12 protein-coding genes are annotated in these 15746 nt (G+C 73.5%); 8 read left to right on the top strand and 4 right to left on the bottom strand.

Annotation, left to right across the window (positions count from 1 at the left end):
• Window positions 1-71 precede the first annotated feature (71 nt).
• From AB0I49_RS27860 to AB0I49_RS27830, 7 genes are all read left to right on the top strand, one after another.
• Window positions 72-1763, top strand: a complete 1692-nt coding sequence (locus tag AB0I49_RS27860; protein ID WP_363229891.1) for a dynamin family protein — start codon at window positions 72-74, stop codon at window positions 1761-1763.
• A gap of 5 nt (window positions 1764-1768) precedes the next feature.
• On the top strand, window positions 1769-4195 hold the full coding sequence (locus tag AB0I49_RS27855; RefSeq protein ID WP_363229856.1) for a GTPase: 2427 nt from the start codon (window positions 1769-1771) through the stop codon (window positions 4193-4195).
• Window positions 4196-4410: 215 nt separating this feature from the next.
• Window positions 4411-4998, top strand: coding sequence for a single-stranded DNA-binding protein (locus tag AB0I49_RS27850; protein ID WP_363229855.1), 588 nt, complete (start codon window positions 4411-4413; stop codon window positions 4996-4998).
• Between the two features lie 217 nt (window positions 4999-5215).
• On the top strand, window positions 5216-6670 hold the full coding sequence (locus AB0I49_RS27845) for a Cys-Gln thioester bond-forming surface protein (protein WP_363229854.1): 1455 nt from the start codon (window positions 5216-5218) through the stop codon (window positions 6668-6670).
• Window positions 6671-6837: 167 nt separating this feature from the next.
• Entirely contained in the window at window positions 6838-8502 is a 1665-nt protein-coding gene (ettA, locus tag AB0I49_RS27840; protein ID WP_363229853.1) for an energy-dependent translational throttle protein EttA, read from the top strand.
• 2 nt (window positions 8503-8504) lie between these two features.
• Complete coding sequence (locus AB0I49_RS27835) at window positions 8505-8945, top strand: thioesterase family protein (RefSeq protein WP_363229852.1); 441 nt, start codon at window positions 8505-8507, stop codon at window positions 8943-8945.
• On the top strand, window positions 8942-9721 hold the full coding sequence (locus tag AB0I49_RS27830) for a hypothetical protein (protein WP_363229851.1): 780 nt from the start codon (window positions 8942-8944) through the stop codon (window positions 9719-9721). Before AB0I49_RS27835 ends, AB0I49_RS27830 begins: the two co-directional genes overlap by 4 nt.
• A gap of 102 nt (window positions 9722-9823) precedes the next feature.
• Here the strand turns inward: AB0I49_RS27830 and AB0I49_RS27825 are convergent, their stop codons facing one another.
• A complete protein-coding gene (locus AB0I49_RS27825) occupies window positions 9824-10228 on the bottom strand; it encodes a globin (protein ID WP_363229850.1) in 405 nt (134 codons plus the stop codon).
• 119 nt (window positions 10229-10347) lie between these two features.
• Between AB0I49_RS27825 and AB0I49_RS27820 the strand changes: the two genes are divergently transcribed.
• Complete coding sequence (locus AB0I49_RS27820) at window positions 10348-11307, top strand: methyltransferase domain-containing protein (protein ID WP_363229849.1); 960 nt, start codon at window positions 10348-10350, stop codon at window positions 11305-11307.
• Between the two features lie 15 nt (window positions 11308-11322).
• Here AB0I49_RS27820 and AB0I49_RS27815 read toward each other — a convergent pair whose 3' ends face one another.
• From AB0I49_RS27815 to AB0I49_RS27805, 3 genes are all read right to left on the bottom strand, one after another.
• Window positions 11323-12690: an FHA domain-containing protein gene (locus AB0I49_RS27815; protein WP_363229848.1), complete on the bottom strand. Its 1368-nt coding sequence runs from the start codon at window positions 12688-12690 to the stop codon at window positions 11323-11325.
• A 106-nt stretch (window positions 12691-12796) separates the two neighbouring features.
• The gene (locus AB0I49_RS27810) at window positions 12797-14206 is read right to left on the bottom strand and encodes a VWA domain-containing protein (protein WP_363229847.1); all 1410 of its coding nucleotides are present in this window, start codon (window positions 14204-14206) and stop codon (window positions 12797-12799) included.
• Between the two features lie 116 nt (window positions 14207-14322).
• On the bottom strand, window positions 14323-15744 hold the full coding sequence (locus tag AB0I49_RS27805) for a PP2C family serine/threonine-protein phosphatase (RefSeq protein WP_363229846.1): 1422 nt from the start codon (window positions 15742-15744) through the stop codon (window positions 14323-14325).
• Window positions 15745-15746: the final 2 nt, after the last annotated feature.

Genomic DNA, 15746 nt, shown 5'->3' with positions numbered 1-15746 from the left:
ACGCCTCGCGCACCGATGGCCATACGCTTCAAAAACCCAACGAAATTGGGCATTCTGCACATGTGGCGACCTTGGACGTACGGCCCCGACTGCTCGACGCGCTGTCCGCACTGCGTGACCGTGTAGACGCCGCACGCTTCCCGCTCCCCCTTCCAGGCGCGGCCCGCGCGCGCCTCAGCCGTGTCGAGCTGTTGGCGCAGCTCGACGACTACCTGGTGCCCCGGCTGCGCGCCCCCGAAGCGCCGCTGCTCGCCGTCGTCGGGGGCTCCACGGGAGCCGGGAAGTCCACTCTCGTCAACTCGCTCGTCGGGCGGCGGGTCACGGCGGCCGGAGTGTTGCGACCGACCACGCGTACGCCCGTACTGGTGTGCCACCCCGACGACCACCACTGGTTCGCGGGGCTGCGGGTGCTGCCGCAGCTGAGCCGGGTCTGGATGCCCGCGCAGGACGCGGCAGGCCCCTATGGGCGAGGGGAAGGGCGGCGGCGGGAGCCGGAGCCGTACGACGGCGGTGACGGCGATGGCGATGGCGATGGCGCGTACGAGGAGGTCGGCGCGCCGCCCGCGCTCCGCATCGAGACCGACGCCGCCCTGCCCCGCGGCCTCGCCCTCCTCGACGCCCCCGACATCGACTCCCTCGTCGCCCGCAACCGCGAGCTCGCCGCCGAGCTGATCTGCGCCGCCGACATCTGGGTGCTCGTCACCACGGCCACCCGGTACGCGGACGCCGTGCCCTGGCACCTGCTGCGCACCGCCAAGGAGTACGACGTCACCCTCGTCACCGTCCTGGACCGGGTGCCGCACCAGGTGGCGGCCGACGTGTCGCGGCAGTACGCGGCGATGCTGGCGGCGGCCGGGCTCGGCTCCGTACCCCGCTTCACGATCCCCGAGCTCCCCGAGTCCGCGGGCGGCGGCAGCGGGCTGCTGCCGGCCACCGCCGTGGCCGCGCTCCGCGCCTGGCTCACCCACCGCGCCCAGGACCCCGAGGCCCGTACGGCGGCCGCGGCCCGCACCGCCGCCGGGGTCGTCGCCTCGCTGCGGTCCCGGATGCCCGCCCTCGCCGGGGCCTCCGCCGCACAGCACGCGGCCGCCGTACGGCTGATGCAGCGCGTCGAGAAGGCGTACGAGGCGGCCGGCGAACGGGTGCGGCGGGAGATCGCAGCCGGCGAGACGCTCGCGGGCGACGCGCTGACCCACTGGCGCGGCCACCCCCGGGACAGCGCCCCCGGAGAGCTCCTCGCAGCCCTCACCGAATCCCTCGCCGCGCTACTGTGCTGCGCTGCCGCCGCCGCGGACGAACACGTAGAGGAAGCAGTGGGGGCGGGGCAGGCCGGAACGCTCCCCAAGAGGGCCGCCGCGGCCTCCTCCGCGCTCGCGCCCCGCGACCCCCGCGGCGCCGCGGACCGCGTCGGCGTCGCCGTCCGGCGCTGGCGGCGGTGCCTGGAGGAGACCGCGGAGGACGAGGTACGCGCCGCCGAGCGGCCCGCCGCGACCGACCCCGAACAAGTCGCCGCCCTGCTCGCTGCCGCGCTCCTGGGCGGCCGTCGCGCCCGTACGGCCGGCGAGACGCTCGCCGAGACACTGGGCGCGCAATGCGCCCTGCGGCTGCGCGACCGCGGCGGCGAACTGCTCGACGACTGCCTCGCCCGCGTCCTCGACACGGAACGGGACCTGCGACTCGCGCCCCTGGACGCGCTCGACGTCGCACCGGAGCACCAGTCCGAACTGATCGCCGCCCTGTCCGTACTGCAGAAGGAGAGGTGACCCCGGTGACCGCGACCCCGCCCCGGCCCGCCGCCGCTGACGCCAACGGCGCCAACGGCGCCGACGGCGACGACGGCGACGACAGCCACGGCGTCCACGACAGTCATGGCGTCCACGACAGCCACGACGCCTTCGGCCTCGCCCCCGATTCCGGCGCCGCCCCCTCCGCCCCCCTGGTCCCGCCGCTCGTGATGCGCCGGGCCTCCTGGGACGACGGGCTGATCGCGCGCCGCGCGCAGGGCCCCGGCGTCACGGGCGAGAGCGCTACGAGCGCGGCCACTACGGGTGACGGCGCGCGGTGGCGAGCCCGGCGCAATGCGGTGGCGGACTCCGCACCGCCGGACGCCGAAAACCGAGGGCGCAAGGAGTACGCGCCGGACGACTACGCGGATCATGGGGGCTACCCGTCGACCGCGCGCGGCACAGCTCCGCCCGCCGCCCCCGCCTTCCCCGTCACCAGCACCGACTTCAGCGCCCTGCGGCCCCGTCTCGACGCACTGCGCGAACTCGTCGGGCTGTCCCGGACGCGGCTGGACCGGCGCACCCTGGCCGAGGCGGGCCGGGTCCTGGAGGAGGCCGCCGCGCGGCAGCGGCACTCCCTGGACCACACGGTGGTGGCCCTGGCCGGATCAACCGGCAGCGGGAAGTCGACGCTCTTCAACTGCCTCGTCGGCGCCCGGCTCTCCGAGGCGGGGGTGCGCCGGCCCACCACCTGCGCGCCCGTGGCGTGCGCCTGGACCGACCACGCGGGCGGCCTCCTGGACCGGCTCCGGATCCCGGCCGAGGCGCGGTTGCGGCCGCCGCGGCCGTACGACCCGGAGATGCGCGGGCTCGTACTCATCGACCTGCCCGACCACGACTCGGCCACGGCCGACCACCGGGAACAGGTCGACCGGCTGCTGGGCCTGGTGGACGCGGTGATCTGGGTGGTGGACCCGGAGAAGTACGCGGACGCGGTGCTGCACGAGCGCTATCTGCGCCCCCTGGCCGGCTACGCGGAGGTGACGTTCGTCGTCCTCAACCAGGTGGACCGGCTGCCAGGCGAGGCCGCCGACCAGGTGCTGGACGACCTGCGGCGGCTGCTGGACGAGGACGGGCTGGCGCTCGGCGAATACGGCGATCCGGGCGCGGCCGTACTGGCGCTGTCCGCGCTCACGGGCGAAGGCGTCGGCGAGCTGCGCGAGCTGCTGGGACAGTTCGCCGCCGTGCGCGGCGCCGCCGAGCGGCGGCTGGCCGCGGACGTGGACGGCGCGGCGGAGCGCCTGCGGTCCGCGTACGTCGCGCAGGGGCGCGCGGGGCTCACGGAATCGGCGCGCGAGGAGTTCGAGGAGCGGCTGGCCGAGGCGGTGGGCGCGGCGGCGGCCGGGCAGGCCGCGGAACGGGCGTGGCTGCGCGCCGCCGCACGGGCCTGCGGAACACCGTGGGCGCGGGCCCGCCGCCGGTACGGGCTGAGGCAGGCAACGGCCCAGGCAGGCGCCGGGGGCTGTACGGCCGGAGGCGTGGGAGGCGGCGCAGGGGCCGGAGGCATCGCCGGTGTCGGCAGCGGCAGTGATGTCAGCGGGTTCGGCGGTGACAGCGGGGCCTACCGGGCTGGTGGGGTCGGCAGGCGTCAGAGGGGTCCAGCGGGCGGCGGGACGCGAGGCGGCCGGGCCGTGGCCGGGGGCGCTGCGCGGCCCGCAGTGGGCGCGCGGACGCATGTGCCGCGCCCCGCCGGGCAGCCCTCGCGCACGGCGTCGCGGCCGATGGTCGAGCAGGCCGTACGGACCTTGGTGCACGGAGCCGCCGAGGGGCTGCCCGTCCCCTGGGCGCAGGCCGTGCGCGAGGCGGCCGGACGCGGTGCCGAGGGGCTGGCGGAGGCGCTGGACGAGGTGGGGGCGGCCTGCCATGTCAGAGGCGCTGGGAACGCCGTGAGCCTGGGCGTGGGCAAGGCCGAGGGCGGAGGAAGCGCCAACGGCGGCGCGGACGCCGAGGCCGGTCGGAGTGGCAGGGGGGATAGGGGTGTCAACGGTCGTGCGGCGGTGCGTACAGGCCGGGGGGCGGCCGATGTGACGGCTGGGCTGTCCGTACGGCCGAAGTGGTGGACGGCGGCGGCCGCCGGGCAGTGGGGGCTGTTCGGCCTTCACGTGGCCGGCGTGCTCTGGTTGCTCGGGGCGGTCGCCGGCTGGATCGGCGGCGAATGGTGGGTGCCCGCACTGGTTCTGACGGGTGGTGGGCTCGGCGGGCCCTTGCTGGCGGCCGGCTGCCGGGTCGCGGCGCGGGGCCCGGCGCGACGGCACGGGCTGGACGCCGAACGGCGCCTGCGGCACGCGGCCGCCGGATGCGGGCGGGCGCGGGTGCTGGAGCCGGTCGCCGCCGAGCTGCTGCGCTACCGGGAGGTGCGGGAGCAGTACGTCATCGCGGCGGGGCCGGGGACGGCTGTGGGCGGTGTGTGAGGGCTGAGCCTTCCTGCGGGCTCGTGCGGCCCATACCCGTACCCCTGCCACCCTCCACAGCCCCAGTGGCCTTTGTTGTCCGTGAGGCCCCTGTAGCCCTTGTGAGTGAGCGAGTTGCTCACATTCCTCCTCTCCTTCCACAGGCCCCAGCGGGATTTCGAGAGTGCGGGCAGCATGAATGCACGGGAAGCGGGGAGCGAACGGGGGCGGTCGGGATGAACGAAGCATTGGTGACGGTCGTGGGAAATGTGGCCACGGCGCCGGACTTCAAGCAGGCGGCGACGGGAGCGGCGGTCTCGCGGTTCCGGCTGGCCTCCACGGTGCGGCGCTTCGACCGGGGGCGCGGTGAGTGGGTCGACGGTTCCACGAGTTTCTACACGGTGTGGGCGTGGCGGTCGCTCGCGTCGAATGTGGTGGCGTCGGTATCGGTGGGGGAACCGCTCGTCGTGCAGGGGAAGTTGCGCATCCAGCAAGGGGAGCGCGAGGGCAAGCGATGGTTTTCGGCGGACATCGATGCCATGGCCATCGGACACGATCTCGCACGCGGCACATCGGCGTTCCGGCGGGTAGTTCCCGCCAAACCATTGCGAGTTGAACGAAATGGACCGCCGGGCGAGATGGAGTCCACGGTTCCGGTCGCGGACGGGGGTGCGGTTCCGGCCGTGATCGCTGACGTTCCATCAGGGGCGATGCCTGGAGCGATTCCGGGTGAGATGCCGGAAATGGCCGCGCATGCGAATGTCCCCAATTGGTCGACGGGATCCCCTGTGGCGGGTGTAGAGGTCGGGTCAACATCCGTCTGAAATGGGGGATTTGCCCGGTGGATTTGTCGATAATCCCAGGTCACGGGGGTCTTGGCTGATAACGATTCCGATTCGGATCGGTTATCCGAAGGTATGAGTGGGGACCGCGGTGTGCTCTATCCCTAGGATTCCGTTTCGTACCAACGGGGGCTCCTGAGTTTTGAGTTCGCTGGCGATGCGCAACCAATTGATCTGCGCTCGCCCGGAGGGGAAATCCATGATTTCTGTAAAAAGGCGGGTTCCCGCCCGTCTTGCTGCCGCGACCCTGGCGTCCGGCCTGGTCGCGGCGGGTGCGATGGCCGCGGCCGGTCCGGCCGCCGCGGACGAGGTGCCCCAGAACCAGGGCGGTGGTGCCACCGCCACGCTCGGCGGTCTGACGACCTCCGGCAAGGCGATCGTGCATGACAAGGGCGAGAGCTGGGGCGTCGAGGCCGGCCTCTTCCGGATGAAGGTGAGCGAAGGCGGCGACATCCAGTCGTACTGCATCGACATCCGTAACCCGACGCAGGACGGGGCGCAGTACAAGGAGACCGACTGGGAGCAGTCCTCGCTCCACAACAACCCGGACGCGGGCAAGATCCTCTGGATTCTGGAGCACTCCTACCCGCACGTGAACGACCTCACCGCGCTCGCCAAGACCGCCGGTGTGGCCTCGCTCACCGAGGACCAGGCCGCCGCCGGCACCCAGGTGGCGATCTGGCGCTACTCGGACCATGTGAAGGTCGACGCGAAGAACAAGAGCGCCGAGAAGCTGGCGGACTACCTCACCCAGCACGCCGAGAAGGTCGAGGAGCCCAAGGCGTCCCTGACCCTCACGCCGAACGCGGTCTCCGGCAAGTCGGGCCAGAAGCTCGGCCCGATCACGGTGCACACCAACGCGAAGAGCGTGACCGTGACCCCGGCGGGCGACGCCGCCACCAAGGGCGTCAAGGTCGTCGACAAGACCGGCAAGCCCGCCGCCAGCGCCGTCAACGGCAGCCAGCTGTTCTTCGACGTGCCCGCGGGTGCGGCCGACGGCGCCACCTCGCTGACCGCCTCGGCCACCACCCAGGTGCCGATCGGGCGCGCCTTCACCGGCATCGGCAAGTACGCCAAGAGCCAGACCCAGATCCTGGCCGGTTCCACCGCGAGCGCCGTCTCCGCGCCGGCCACGGCGAACTGGGCGAAGAAGGGCGCCATACCGGCGGTCTCCGCCAAGAAGGACTGCGTCAAGGGCGGCGTGAACGTCACGGCGACCAACAAGGGCGACGAGGCCTTCACCTTCACCCTGGAGGGCAAGAAGGTCACCGTCCAGCCCGGCAAGTCCGAGACCACCTTCGTGAAGGTGGCCGAGGACCAGGCGTACAAGTTCACGATCAACGGCCCGAACGGCTTCTCCAAGACGTTCTCCGGCGTCCTGGACTGCCAGACCGCGGGCACCGGGTCGACCGGCGGCGGCACCCACACCCCCGCCCCGTCCTCGCACCCGAGCCCGGCGTCGGCCGGCGGTTCGACCGGTTCCGGCTCGACCTCGGGTTCCGGCTCCAGCACCACGGGCGGCGGTGACCTGGCCGAGACCGGCAGCAGCAGCGCCACCCCGGTGATCGCGAGCGTCGCGGTCGGCCTGGTCGTGGTCGGCGGCGGAGCGGTCTTCCTCCTCCGCAAGAAGAAGGCGGGCGCGGCCGGCCAGTGAGCCGAGCGTGACCCTCTGAACACGGCTGAACACCGCTGAACACCGCGGCCCCGGAGCACCAAGGCGCTCCGGGGCCGCGGCGCCGCTACTGGTTTCCGCCCGAGGGCGCCCGTACGGCAAGATGGTGTGTAATCTCTGCCCGCTCATCGATTGCCGGACGGTTTCTCTTGGCTGAGTACATCTACACGATGCGCAAGACGCGCAAGGCGCACGGCGACAAGGTCATCCTCGATGACGTGACGCTGAGCTTCCTGCCCGGTGCGAAGATCGGTGTGGTCGGCCCCAACGGCGCCGGTAAGTCCACCGTCCTCAAGATCATGGCAGGGCTGGAGCAGCCCTCCAACGGCGACGCGTTCCTCTCGCCCGGCTACACCGTGGGCATGCTCCTGCAGGAGCCGCCGCTGGACGAGTCCAAGACCGTGCTGGAGAACGTCCAGGACGGCGCGGCCGACACCATGGCCAAGCTCAAGCGCTTCAACGAGGTCGCCGAGCTGATGGCGACCGACTACTCCGACGAGCTGCTCGACGAGATGGGCAAGCTCCAGGAGCAGCTCGACCACGCCAACGCCTGGGACCTCGACACCCAGCTCGAACAGGCCATGGACGCCCTCGGCTGCCCGCCCGGCGACTGGCCCGTCACCAACCTCTCCGGCGGTGAGAAGCGCCGCGTCGCGCTCTGCAAGCTGCTGCTGGAGGCGCCCGACCTGCTGCTCCTCGACGAGCCCACCAACCACCTGGACGCCGAGTCCGTGCAGTGGCTGGAGCAGCACCTCGCCAAGTACCCCGGCACCGTCGTCGCCGTCACCCACGACCGGTACTTCCTCGACCACGTCGCCGGCTGGATCCTGGAGCTCGACCGCGGCCGCGCGATCGGCTACGAGGGCAACTACTCCACGTACCTGGAGACCAAGCAGACCCGTCTGAAGGTCGAGGGCCAGAAGGACGCCAAGCGCGCCAAGCGGCTCAAGGAAGAGCTGGAGTGGGTCCGCTCCAACGCCAAGGGGCGGCAGGCCAAGTCCAAGGCGCGCCTGGCCCGTTACGAGGAGATGGCGGCCGAGGCCGACAAGATGCGGAAGCTGGACTTCGAGGAGATCCAGATCCCGCCGGGCCCGCGCCTGGGCTCCGTCGTCGTCGAGGTCGACAACCTCTCGAAGGCGTTCGGCGACAAGGTCCTCATCGACGACCTGTCCTTCACGCTGCCGCGCAACGGCATCGTGGGCGTCATCGGCCCGAACGGCGCCGGCAAGACCACGCTGTTCAAGATGCTCCAGGGCCTGGAGACCCCGGACTCCGGCACGATCAAGATCGGCGAGACCGTCAAGGTCAGCTACGTCGACCAGAGCCGCGCCAACATCGACCCCAAGAAGACGCTGTGGGCCGTCGTCTCCGACGAGCTCGACTACATCAACGTCGGCCAGGTCGAGATGCCCTCCCGCGCGTACGTCAGTGCCTTCGGCTTCAAGGGCCCGGACCAGCAGAAGCCCGCGGGCGTCCTCTCCGGCGGCGAGCGCAACCGCCTCAACCTGGCGCTCACCCTCAAGGAGGGCGGCAACCTGCTGCTCCTCGACGAGCCGACCAACGACCTCGACGTCGAGACCCTCTCCTCGCTGGAGAACGCGCTGCTGGAGTTCCCCGGCGCCGCGGTGGTCATCTCCCACGACCGCTGGTTCCTCGACCGGGTCGCGACCCACATCCTCGCCTACGAGGGCGAGTCCAAGTGGTACTGGTTCGAGGGCAACTTCGAGTCGTACGAGAAGAACAAGATCGACCGGCTCGGCGCCGACGCGGCCCGTCCGCACCGGGCGACCTACAAGAAGCTGACGCGGGGCTGACCGTGGCGCGCCATCTCTACTCCTGCCCCCTGCGCTGGTCCGACATGGACGCGTTCGGCCATGTGAACAACGCCGTCTTCGTCCGCTATCTGGAAGAGGCGCGGATCGACTTCATGTGGCGGCTCGCGCCGGGGGAGGGGAGCGCCTCGTTCTCGGGCGGGTCCGTCGTGGCCCGGCACGAGATCAACTACCTGCGTCCGCTGGTGCACCGGCATGCTCCGGTGACGGTCGAGACGTGGGTGACGAAGATAACCGCGGCCTCCATGACGGTCGCCTACGAGGTCAAGGACGAGGACGAGGTGTACGTACGGGCCTCGACCGTCGTCGTGCCGTATGACCTGGAGGCCGGTCGGCCGCGGCGGATCACCGCCGAGGAGAAGGCGTTCCTGGAGGAGTACCAGGAACAGCCCGGCGGTGCGCCGGGGGAGGCCGTCGCGGCATGACGGCGCCCCAGCAGCGGCTGCGGTTCGCCGACGCCGGGGAGGCGGCCGATGTGGCCGCCTTCCTCGCCCGGCTGATCCACTACGACCGGGCCGCCGCTGTTCGCCTCCAGGCGGGCGGCGGACCGGGCGTCGGAGCCCTCGCGGTCTTCGGCCGCCCGCCGTCCTTCGAGGTGCTCGCCATCCGTACGGCCAGGCTCGCCGCCGCTCCCGCGCCGTCGCCCGACGGAGGCCCGCTGGACCTCACCGTCTCGGCGGGGCAGCTCGCGGACGCGCTGGACGCCGGCGCCGCCGCGGCGTCCGCCGACGTGCCAGAGGCGGTCACCGGGCCGCCGTGGGCCGGGGTGCTGCCGCCGCGCGGCGGCTGGCGGCGCGTCGAGGGGCTGCCGGGCACGGACGAGGTGCGGGCGGCCGTCGCGGCCGCCGTCGCCGAGTTCCGCGCGCGCGACGAGGCGCTCCCGCAGGAGCGGCGCACGCGCGCCGAGCGCGACCGCATCGGCCGCGAGATCTGGTCCCGGACCCTCGGCGGCACGGGGCTGCCGCTGCGCGCCGTGCACGCCGCGCAGTCGCTGGGTTTCCTGCGGCCCGTGGAGCCCGCCCGGCCCGTACGAGCGGGGCTGCCCGCGCCCCGCACCGGGGCGACCGCCGTCGCGGACGAGCCCCTGACGCTCTTCGCCGCCGGCGGCTGGCTCCGGCTGCGTGCCCCCTACGGCTCGGTGGCCCTGCGCACATCCGATGCCCCGAGCGGCCTCGCCGGTCTCACGGTCACCCCGGCCTGACCTGGGCCCGGGGCGGCCCGCACCGGGCCTGACCGCGCGATGAGCGGGCCCCCGCCCCCCCCCGCCGGGCATGAGCGGCCCGTCAGCCCCGCAGCGGCCTTGTCAGCCCTCGGAGTTGATCATGGAGGCGGCGGCGTAGGTGAGGTAGTTCCAGAGCTGGGTCTCGTGCTCTTCGGACAAGCCGAGGCGGTCGAGGGCCGTGCGCATGTGGCCGAGCCAGGCGTCGTGGGCGGCGCGGTCGACGGTGAACGGGGCGTGGCGCATCCGCAGCCGGGGGTGGCCCCGGTTGTCGCTGTAGGTGCGGGGGCCGCCCCAGTACTGCATGAGGAAGAGCGCGAAGCGCTCCTCGGCCGGTCCGAGATCCTCCTCCGGGTACATCGGCCGGAGCAGCGGGTCCTCGGCGACCCCCTGGTAGAAGTAGTGCACCAGGCGCCGGAAGGTCTCCTCGCCGCCGACCTGCTCGTAGAAGGTCTGCTCCTGAAGCGTGCCGCGCGGAATCTTGTTCACCCCTTCATGGTCTCAGACGCCTCGGCCGAGGACCGGGGATCTAGGACTCCCGTGCGATACAGCGGCTCTGTTCGCCGCCAGTGGTCGCGTCGGCGTGTGCCGCGGCGCACAGTGGACACATGGGCGGTACGGACCGGAGTACGGACCTGCGCGCCGGCCTCGTACGCGAGCTGCTGGCGGGCGGCGCCCTGGCCGACCCCCGGTGGCGGGCCGCGTTCGAGGAGGTGCCGCGCCATGTCTTCGTGCCGTACTTCTACCTCGGCGTCGTCGGCGGGTACGAGCGGCTGTGGGGTGAGGACCCCGATCCGCGGCGGCGCGAGCGCTGGCTCACCGAGGCATACGCGGACGCCCCGCTCGCCACCCGGCTGCGCGACGGCGAACTGGTCTCCTCCAGCAGCCAGCCCTCGCTGATGGCCCGGATGCTGGAGTACCTGGACGTACGCGACGGCCACACCGTCCTGGAGGTCGGCGCGGGCACCGGTTACAACGCGGCCCTCCTCGCCCACCGGCTCGGGGACGAGAACGTCACCACCGTCGACCTCGATCCGGAGATCACCGAGACCGCCCGGAACCACCTCGCGGCGGCCGGCCGCCACCCCGCCGTCGTCACCGGGGACGGCGTGCGCGGCTGCCCCGCGCGCGCCCCCTTCGACCGGATCATGGCCACCTGCGCCATGACGTACGTACCGCCCGCGTGGCTCACCCAGTGCCGCCCCGACGCCCTGGTGCTCGCCCCGCTCGCCACCGGGCTGATCGCGCTGCGCGTCCTCGACGCCGAGCACGCCGCGGGGTCTTTCCTGGCCACCCCGGCCTACTTCGTACCGCTGCGCGGCGGCGGCGCGGCGCCGCCGGTCCGCGGCGACGGCCTGCCGCGCCGCCTGCCGCGGAACGACGATTTCCGGTTCCTGCTCGCCCTCACCGCGGGCCGGCTCGACCCGGTCGAGGCCCTCGACGTATGGCGGAAGGCCGGCGAACCGGGGCGCGAGCGCTTCGGCGTGACCGTGCGCGGCTCCCGGCAGTGGGCATGGCTCGACGACCCCGATGGGCCGTACAACTGGCCGTTGGAGGCTCGCGGTTGACGGCCCCGACTGCTGTCAGGACCGCCTTACCGTGATCGTCGTCCACGCCCCTACGTGCACCCGGTCGCCCGCCCGCAGCGACACCGGCACATACGGCTTGATCGGGTCCTCCGCGCCGTTGATCGTGGTGCCGTTCGTCGAGCCCTGGTCGACGACCGCCCAACTGCCGTCCGACTGGTGCACGAGCATGGCGTGCTGGTGGGAGACGCCCGGGTCCTCGGGCGGCCGGGCCAGGTCGATGTCGGGGGACTCGCCGGTGCTGTGGCGGCGACGGCCGATGGTGACCTGGTGGCCGCTGAGCGGGAGCTGCTGCTCGGGGGAGTACGCGGGCAGGTTGAGCCCGCTGGCCTCGGGGCCGCTGCGGTTCATCATCGCCATGAAGTACTCGCGGTCCGGCGCGATCACGGCGACCCAGCTGTCCGTGCCGCCGGGCGGCGGCCCCTGCTGCTCGTACCCGCCCTGCCCGTACGGATCGGGGGCGGGCTGGGCGGGCTCCGGCTGGTACGGACCGGGCTGCGCCGCTCCCGGCCGGCCGTGTCCGTACGGATCGGCGCCGTACGGATCGGCCCCGTACGGGTCGGTGCCAGGTCGCGGCGGGGCGAGCGGGGTCGAGCCGCCCCGGTAGTCGTCGCCCTCCGCCCCGAAGTCCGGATCGAAGGGCCGGCCCGCCGGCTGCCCTGTCGGCTGGCCGGGGAACGGCGGGGCCTCGTACGGCGGCCGGGCCGGGGGCGCCGCGGCGGGGGGCTGCGCGTGCGTGCTCGGGAAGTCGTCGCCGGCGGGCTGCGGGGCCACCGGCGCCGAGGCGATCGGCGGCGGCAGCACCCAGTCATCACCGCCGCCACCGCCACCGCCACCGCCGTACGCGGGGGCGGGCGGCGGACCCGGCTGCTCCGGTTCGGGCTCCGGGTGCAGCGGCTCGGCCTGGCGGTTGATCTGCGAGGGGCGCGAGCCGTGGTACTCGTAACTCTGCGGCGGCTGCGTCTGATACGGCGTCGGCGGCGCGGGCGGCGGAGCCGACTGGAAGCCCGGCGTCGGCGGCGGCGCGTACGAGGCGGGCGTGTGCGCGGACGGCGTGTGCGTCAGGAAGTTGTAGCGGCACTCCTCGCAGAACGGCGCCTGCTGCTCGCGGGGCGTGCCGCAGCGCGGGCACAGCTCGCCCTGGCCCGAGGCGTCCGGCCCGGCCGCGGGCGGCTGCCCCGGATAGCCGTACCCACCGCCGGGAGGGCCGGGGGAGCCGGGCGGCGGCAGCGGGGTGCCGGGCAGGGGCGGTGGCGGAGGTGGCGGGGCGGCGCCCTCGGGCATCGGTGTCCCCGACATCCGGTGGCCGCACACCTCGCACCAGTCCTCGGCCGCCGACTGGTGACCGTTCGGGCAGGTCGGCATGTCGGTTGATTCCCCCTCTTGTGCCGTTTGTTGCCGTTCTTCTTCGCCGCTGGATTCGGCGGTCGCCGCCGGAGCCGGCGGCTGTCGCCGCAGCCGGCCGTGGTCGCTACTTCTTGACGCGAACCGTTTTGGTGGAGCGGGTCTCCAGCGTCATCTCCGCCTCCTCCGTGACCTTCGCCTTCAGTCGCACAGTACCCGTCGCCGCGTCGACGACGTCCACCACCTTCGCAAGCAATTTCGCCGTTCCCTCGTTCCCGGAAGCGCCGGCCAACTGTACGGCCCGGCCCAGTTTCGCCGTCGCCCCGTCGATGTCGCCGGACTTGCGCAGGTGCAGCCCCTGCTGGATGACGCGGGCCAGTTCGGCCTGGCCCGTGTAGTGCGCGACCTGCGGGTTGATCGAGGTCGACGCCGCCAGGTCGTCCGTCCACACGGCACGTACCAGCCCCTGCGAGAGCGGCCGGGGGCCGCCGCCCTCGCCGGCGTCGGGCAGGATCAGCGAGACGCGCGCGGCCAGCATCTCCTGGCCGACGCCGGCGTCCGGCACCCGCACGCAGAGGTGGTAGTCGCGCGACTCGTCGCCCCACGAACCCGTCGGGTAGTCGCCCGTGCGCGGCCCGGAGTCCGTACGCCGGTCCGTCAGCTCCTGGACGGTCGGCGCGACTTGCTTGACGAAGACGATCTCGGCGCCCTGCGGGGTCCAGAGCCGCAGGCTGACGTCCCCGACCTCCTTGCCCATCGCCGACTCCATCATCCGCGTGAAGTCCGCGGTCAGTTCGGCGGGGTCGGCGACGATGTCGGCGGAGCCGAGCAGCGCCGAGGCTATCCCCGTGACCTCCGCGACCTCCCAGTCCGTGCCGACGCCGCGCGCGTCGCAGGTGAACCGGCCCGCGCACGCGTCCAGCGAGTTGCGCAGGTCCTCCGGCGACTCGTGTTCGTTGCGGCCGTCGGTGAGCAGGATGCCGTGCCGGATCGCGACGTCGGCGGAGCCCAGCAGCCGGTCCGCCAGCCGCAGCCAGGTGCCGATCGCGGTGCCGCCGCCCGCGCTGAGCTTGCGCAGCGCGTCCTTGGCCTGCGCCCGGGTCGCCGCGCTGGCCACCGCGAGCCGGCCGCCGCCCGGATAGACCTCCTTCGCCTGGTGCGTACCGGCGACGACGGCGAAGGCGACGCCGTCGCGCACGGTGCCGATCGCGGCGGCCGTCGCGTCGCGCGCGTTGCGCATCTTGGCCGGCGGGTAGTCCATCGAACCGGAGCAGTCGACCATGATCACGACGGCCGCGTCCGGAGCATGGCCCGCGGCCCCGGTCCCGGTACCCGTATCCGCGGCCGTTCCCGCACCGGGCCCCGTCCCTGCGCCCGTTCCCGTGCGCGCCGGAGGCGCCACCCCGCCGGTGGTGCCGCCGCCCGTGGCGGTGACCGTGGCGATCGCGTTCACCTCGCGGCCGCCCTCGGGGAGGTACTCGTTCTGGTAGACCTCGACCGAGAACTGCGGCACGTTCGATTTGGAGAAGGTGGCCATCTGATCCGCTCCTAGGCTCTCCACCTGCGTAGACAAAGAAAGTAGGCGAGCGGACGGACGCGCCGCACCCCCGGGCGCCGGCGCGCGCTTCCCCCCGTCGGCCCCGGTTGCGGGGCTCAGGCCGATCCTGCCCCCTGCGACGGCCCGGGGAACGGCAGGACCGCCACTGTTACGTTGTCGTGGCCCCCGCCGTCCAAGGCGTGGCCCACCAGGAACCGCGCGCTGTGCAGCGGCCGGGTGCGGGCGTCCGGCGGCACCACGGCGGCCATCTGCTCGGCGGACTCGGCGTAGTTCCACAGCCCGTCGGTGCACACCACCACTACACCCGGCCGGTCGGGCGCGAAGGAAGCGGTGTGCGGGTCGAGTTCGTACGCGTCCGCGCCCAGCCAGCCCGTGATGGCGTGCGCCCGGTCGTCCGCGTACGCCTCGGCCTGCGACATCAGTCCGTTCGCCACCATCTGCTCGGCCCAGGAGTCGTCCTCGGTGAGCCGGGCCGCGCGGGTGGCGCGGTCGTCGGGCACCCAGTACGCGCGGCTGTCGCCGATCCAGCCCACCGTCAGCGTCCCGGCCGCGACCACCGCGCTCACGATGGTGCAGGCCGGGGCGTTCTGGTGGCGGTGCTCGTCGTGCTCGCGCGGCTCGTTCAGGGGCTCGGCGAGGGCCCCCACCGACTCGGCGGCGGCGAGCAGCGCGTCGTGCATGGCCTGCTGGGGGTGGGCGCCCTGGGGCAGCGCCTCGGTCAGCGAGGCGCGCGCGGCGACGGACGCCGCCTCCGACGCCTCGTCGGGCCGGGTCGCCGAGGACACGCCGTCGCAGACGACCGCCACCACGGCGGGCGCGCCGTCCGCGAGGGCCGTCCCGGCCAGCGCGAAAGCGTCCTCGTTGCGGTGGTGGCGCAGCCCGCGGTCGCTGACCGCAGCGACGTCCGCCAGTTCCTGTTCCATGTGGTCCCGTTCGCGCGGCTGGGAGTGCCCGCAGCGCCCGCAGTAGCCGTCCTTGTCGATCACTCCGGCGCGGCACACGCCGCACCGGCGCACTCGCGGGCCGCCGCCGACCATGACGCCTTCCCTCGGGTCGCTCATGCCGTCGGCCGGTCCGGCCGCGGCCGCCTGTCCGTGTGGGCCGTCGGCGCCGGTTCCGGTGCCGGTCCCGTATTCGCCGTTCGCCGCCCCGGGGCCGGGGGCGGCCCCGCTCGCGGGCGCGGCCAGCGGGTAGTCCTCCGCGGCCTGCGCGTAGGCGTCCTGCGCAGAGGCCCCCTGCGCGTGGGAGCCCTGTGCGTAGGCGTCCTGCGCGTGCGAGCCCTGTGCGTAGGCGTCCTGCGCGTGGGCGTTCCGCGGGTACGGCTCCGGGTCCTGCTGTGCGCGGGCGGCGCCGTTCGCCGTGGCGGCAGGGCGCTCACCGGCCGGGCGTGCTCCGGCCGCCGGGACGCCGGCCGACAGGTCGGCCCCGCACCCGCCGCAGAAATTGTCACCCGCCTCCAGCGGTTCCGCGCATTCCGGGCACACCGCCAGCTGCGGGAGTTGCGGCATCTGCGACATCG

The organism is Streptomyces sp. NPDC050617, from assembly GCF_040654795.1.
In the GTDB taxonomy this organism is placed as follows: domain Bacteria; phylum Actinomycetota; class Actinomycetes; order Streptomycetales; family Streptomycetaceae; genus Streptomyces.
The sequence above is the reverse complement of the archived record's forward strand: the minus strand, read 5'-3'. Positions and strand labels throughout refer to the sequence as shown.

Bases quoted from the DNA above. Each gene is read 5' to 3' on its own strand.
- AB0I49_RS27820 (WP_363229849.1), top strand. From the start codon at position 10,348: ATGGGCGGTACGGACCGGAGTACGGACCTGCGCGCCGGCCTCGTACGC.
- AB0I49_RS27850 (WP_363229855.1), top strand. From the start codon at position 4,411: ATGAACGAAGCATTGGTGACGGTCGTGGGAAATGTGGCCACGGCGCCG.
- AB0I49_RS27845 (WP_363229854.1), top strand. From the start codon at position 5,216: ATGATTTCTGTAAAAAGGCGGGTTCCCGCCCGTCTTGCTGCCGCGACC.
- AB0I49_RS27810 (WP_363229847.1), bottom strand. From the start codon at position 14,206: ATGGCCACCTTCTCCAAATCGAACGTGCCGCAGTTCTCGGTCGAGGTC.
- AB0I49_RS27805 (WP_363229846.1), bottom strand. From the start codon at position 15,744: ATGTCGCAGATGCCGCAACTCCCGCAGCTGGCGGTGTGCCCGGAATGC.
- AB0I49_RS27815 (WP_363229848.1), bottom strand. From the start codon at position 12,690: ATGCCGACCTGCCCGAACGGTCACCAGTCGGCGGCCGAGGACTGGTGC.
- AB0I49_RS27830 (WP_363229851.1), top strand. From the start codon at position 8,942: ATGACGGCGCCCCAGCAGCGGCTGCGGTTCGCCGACGCCGGGGAGGCG.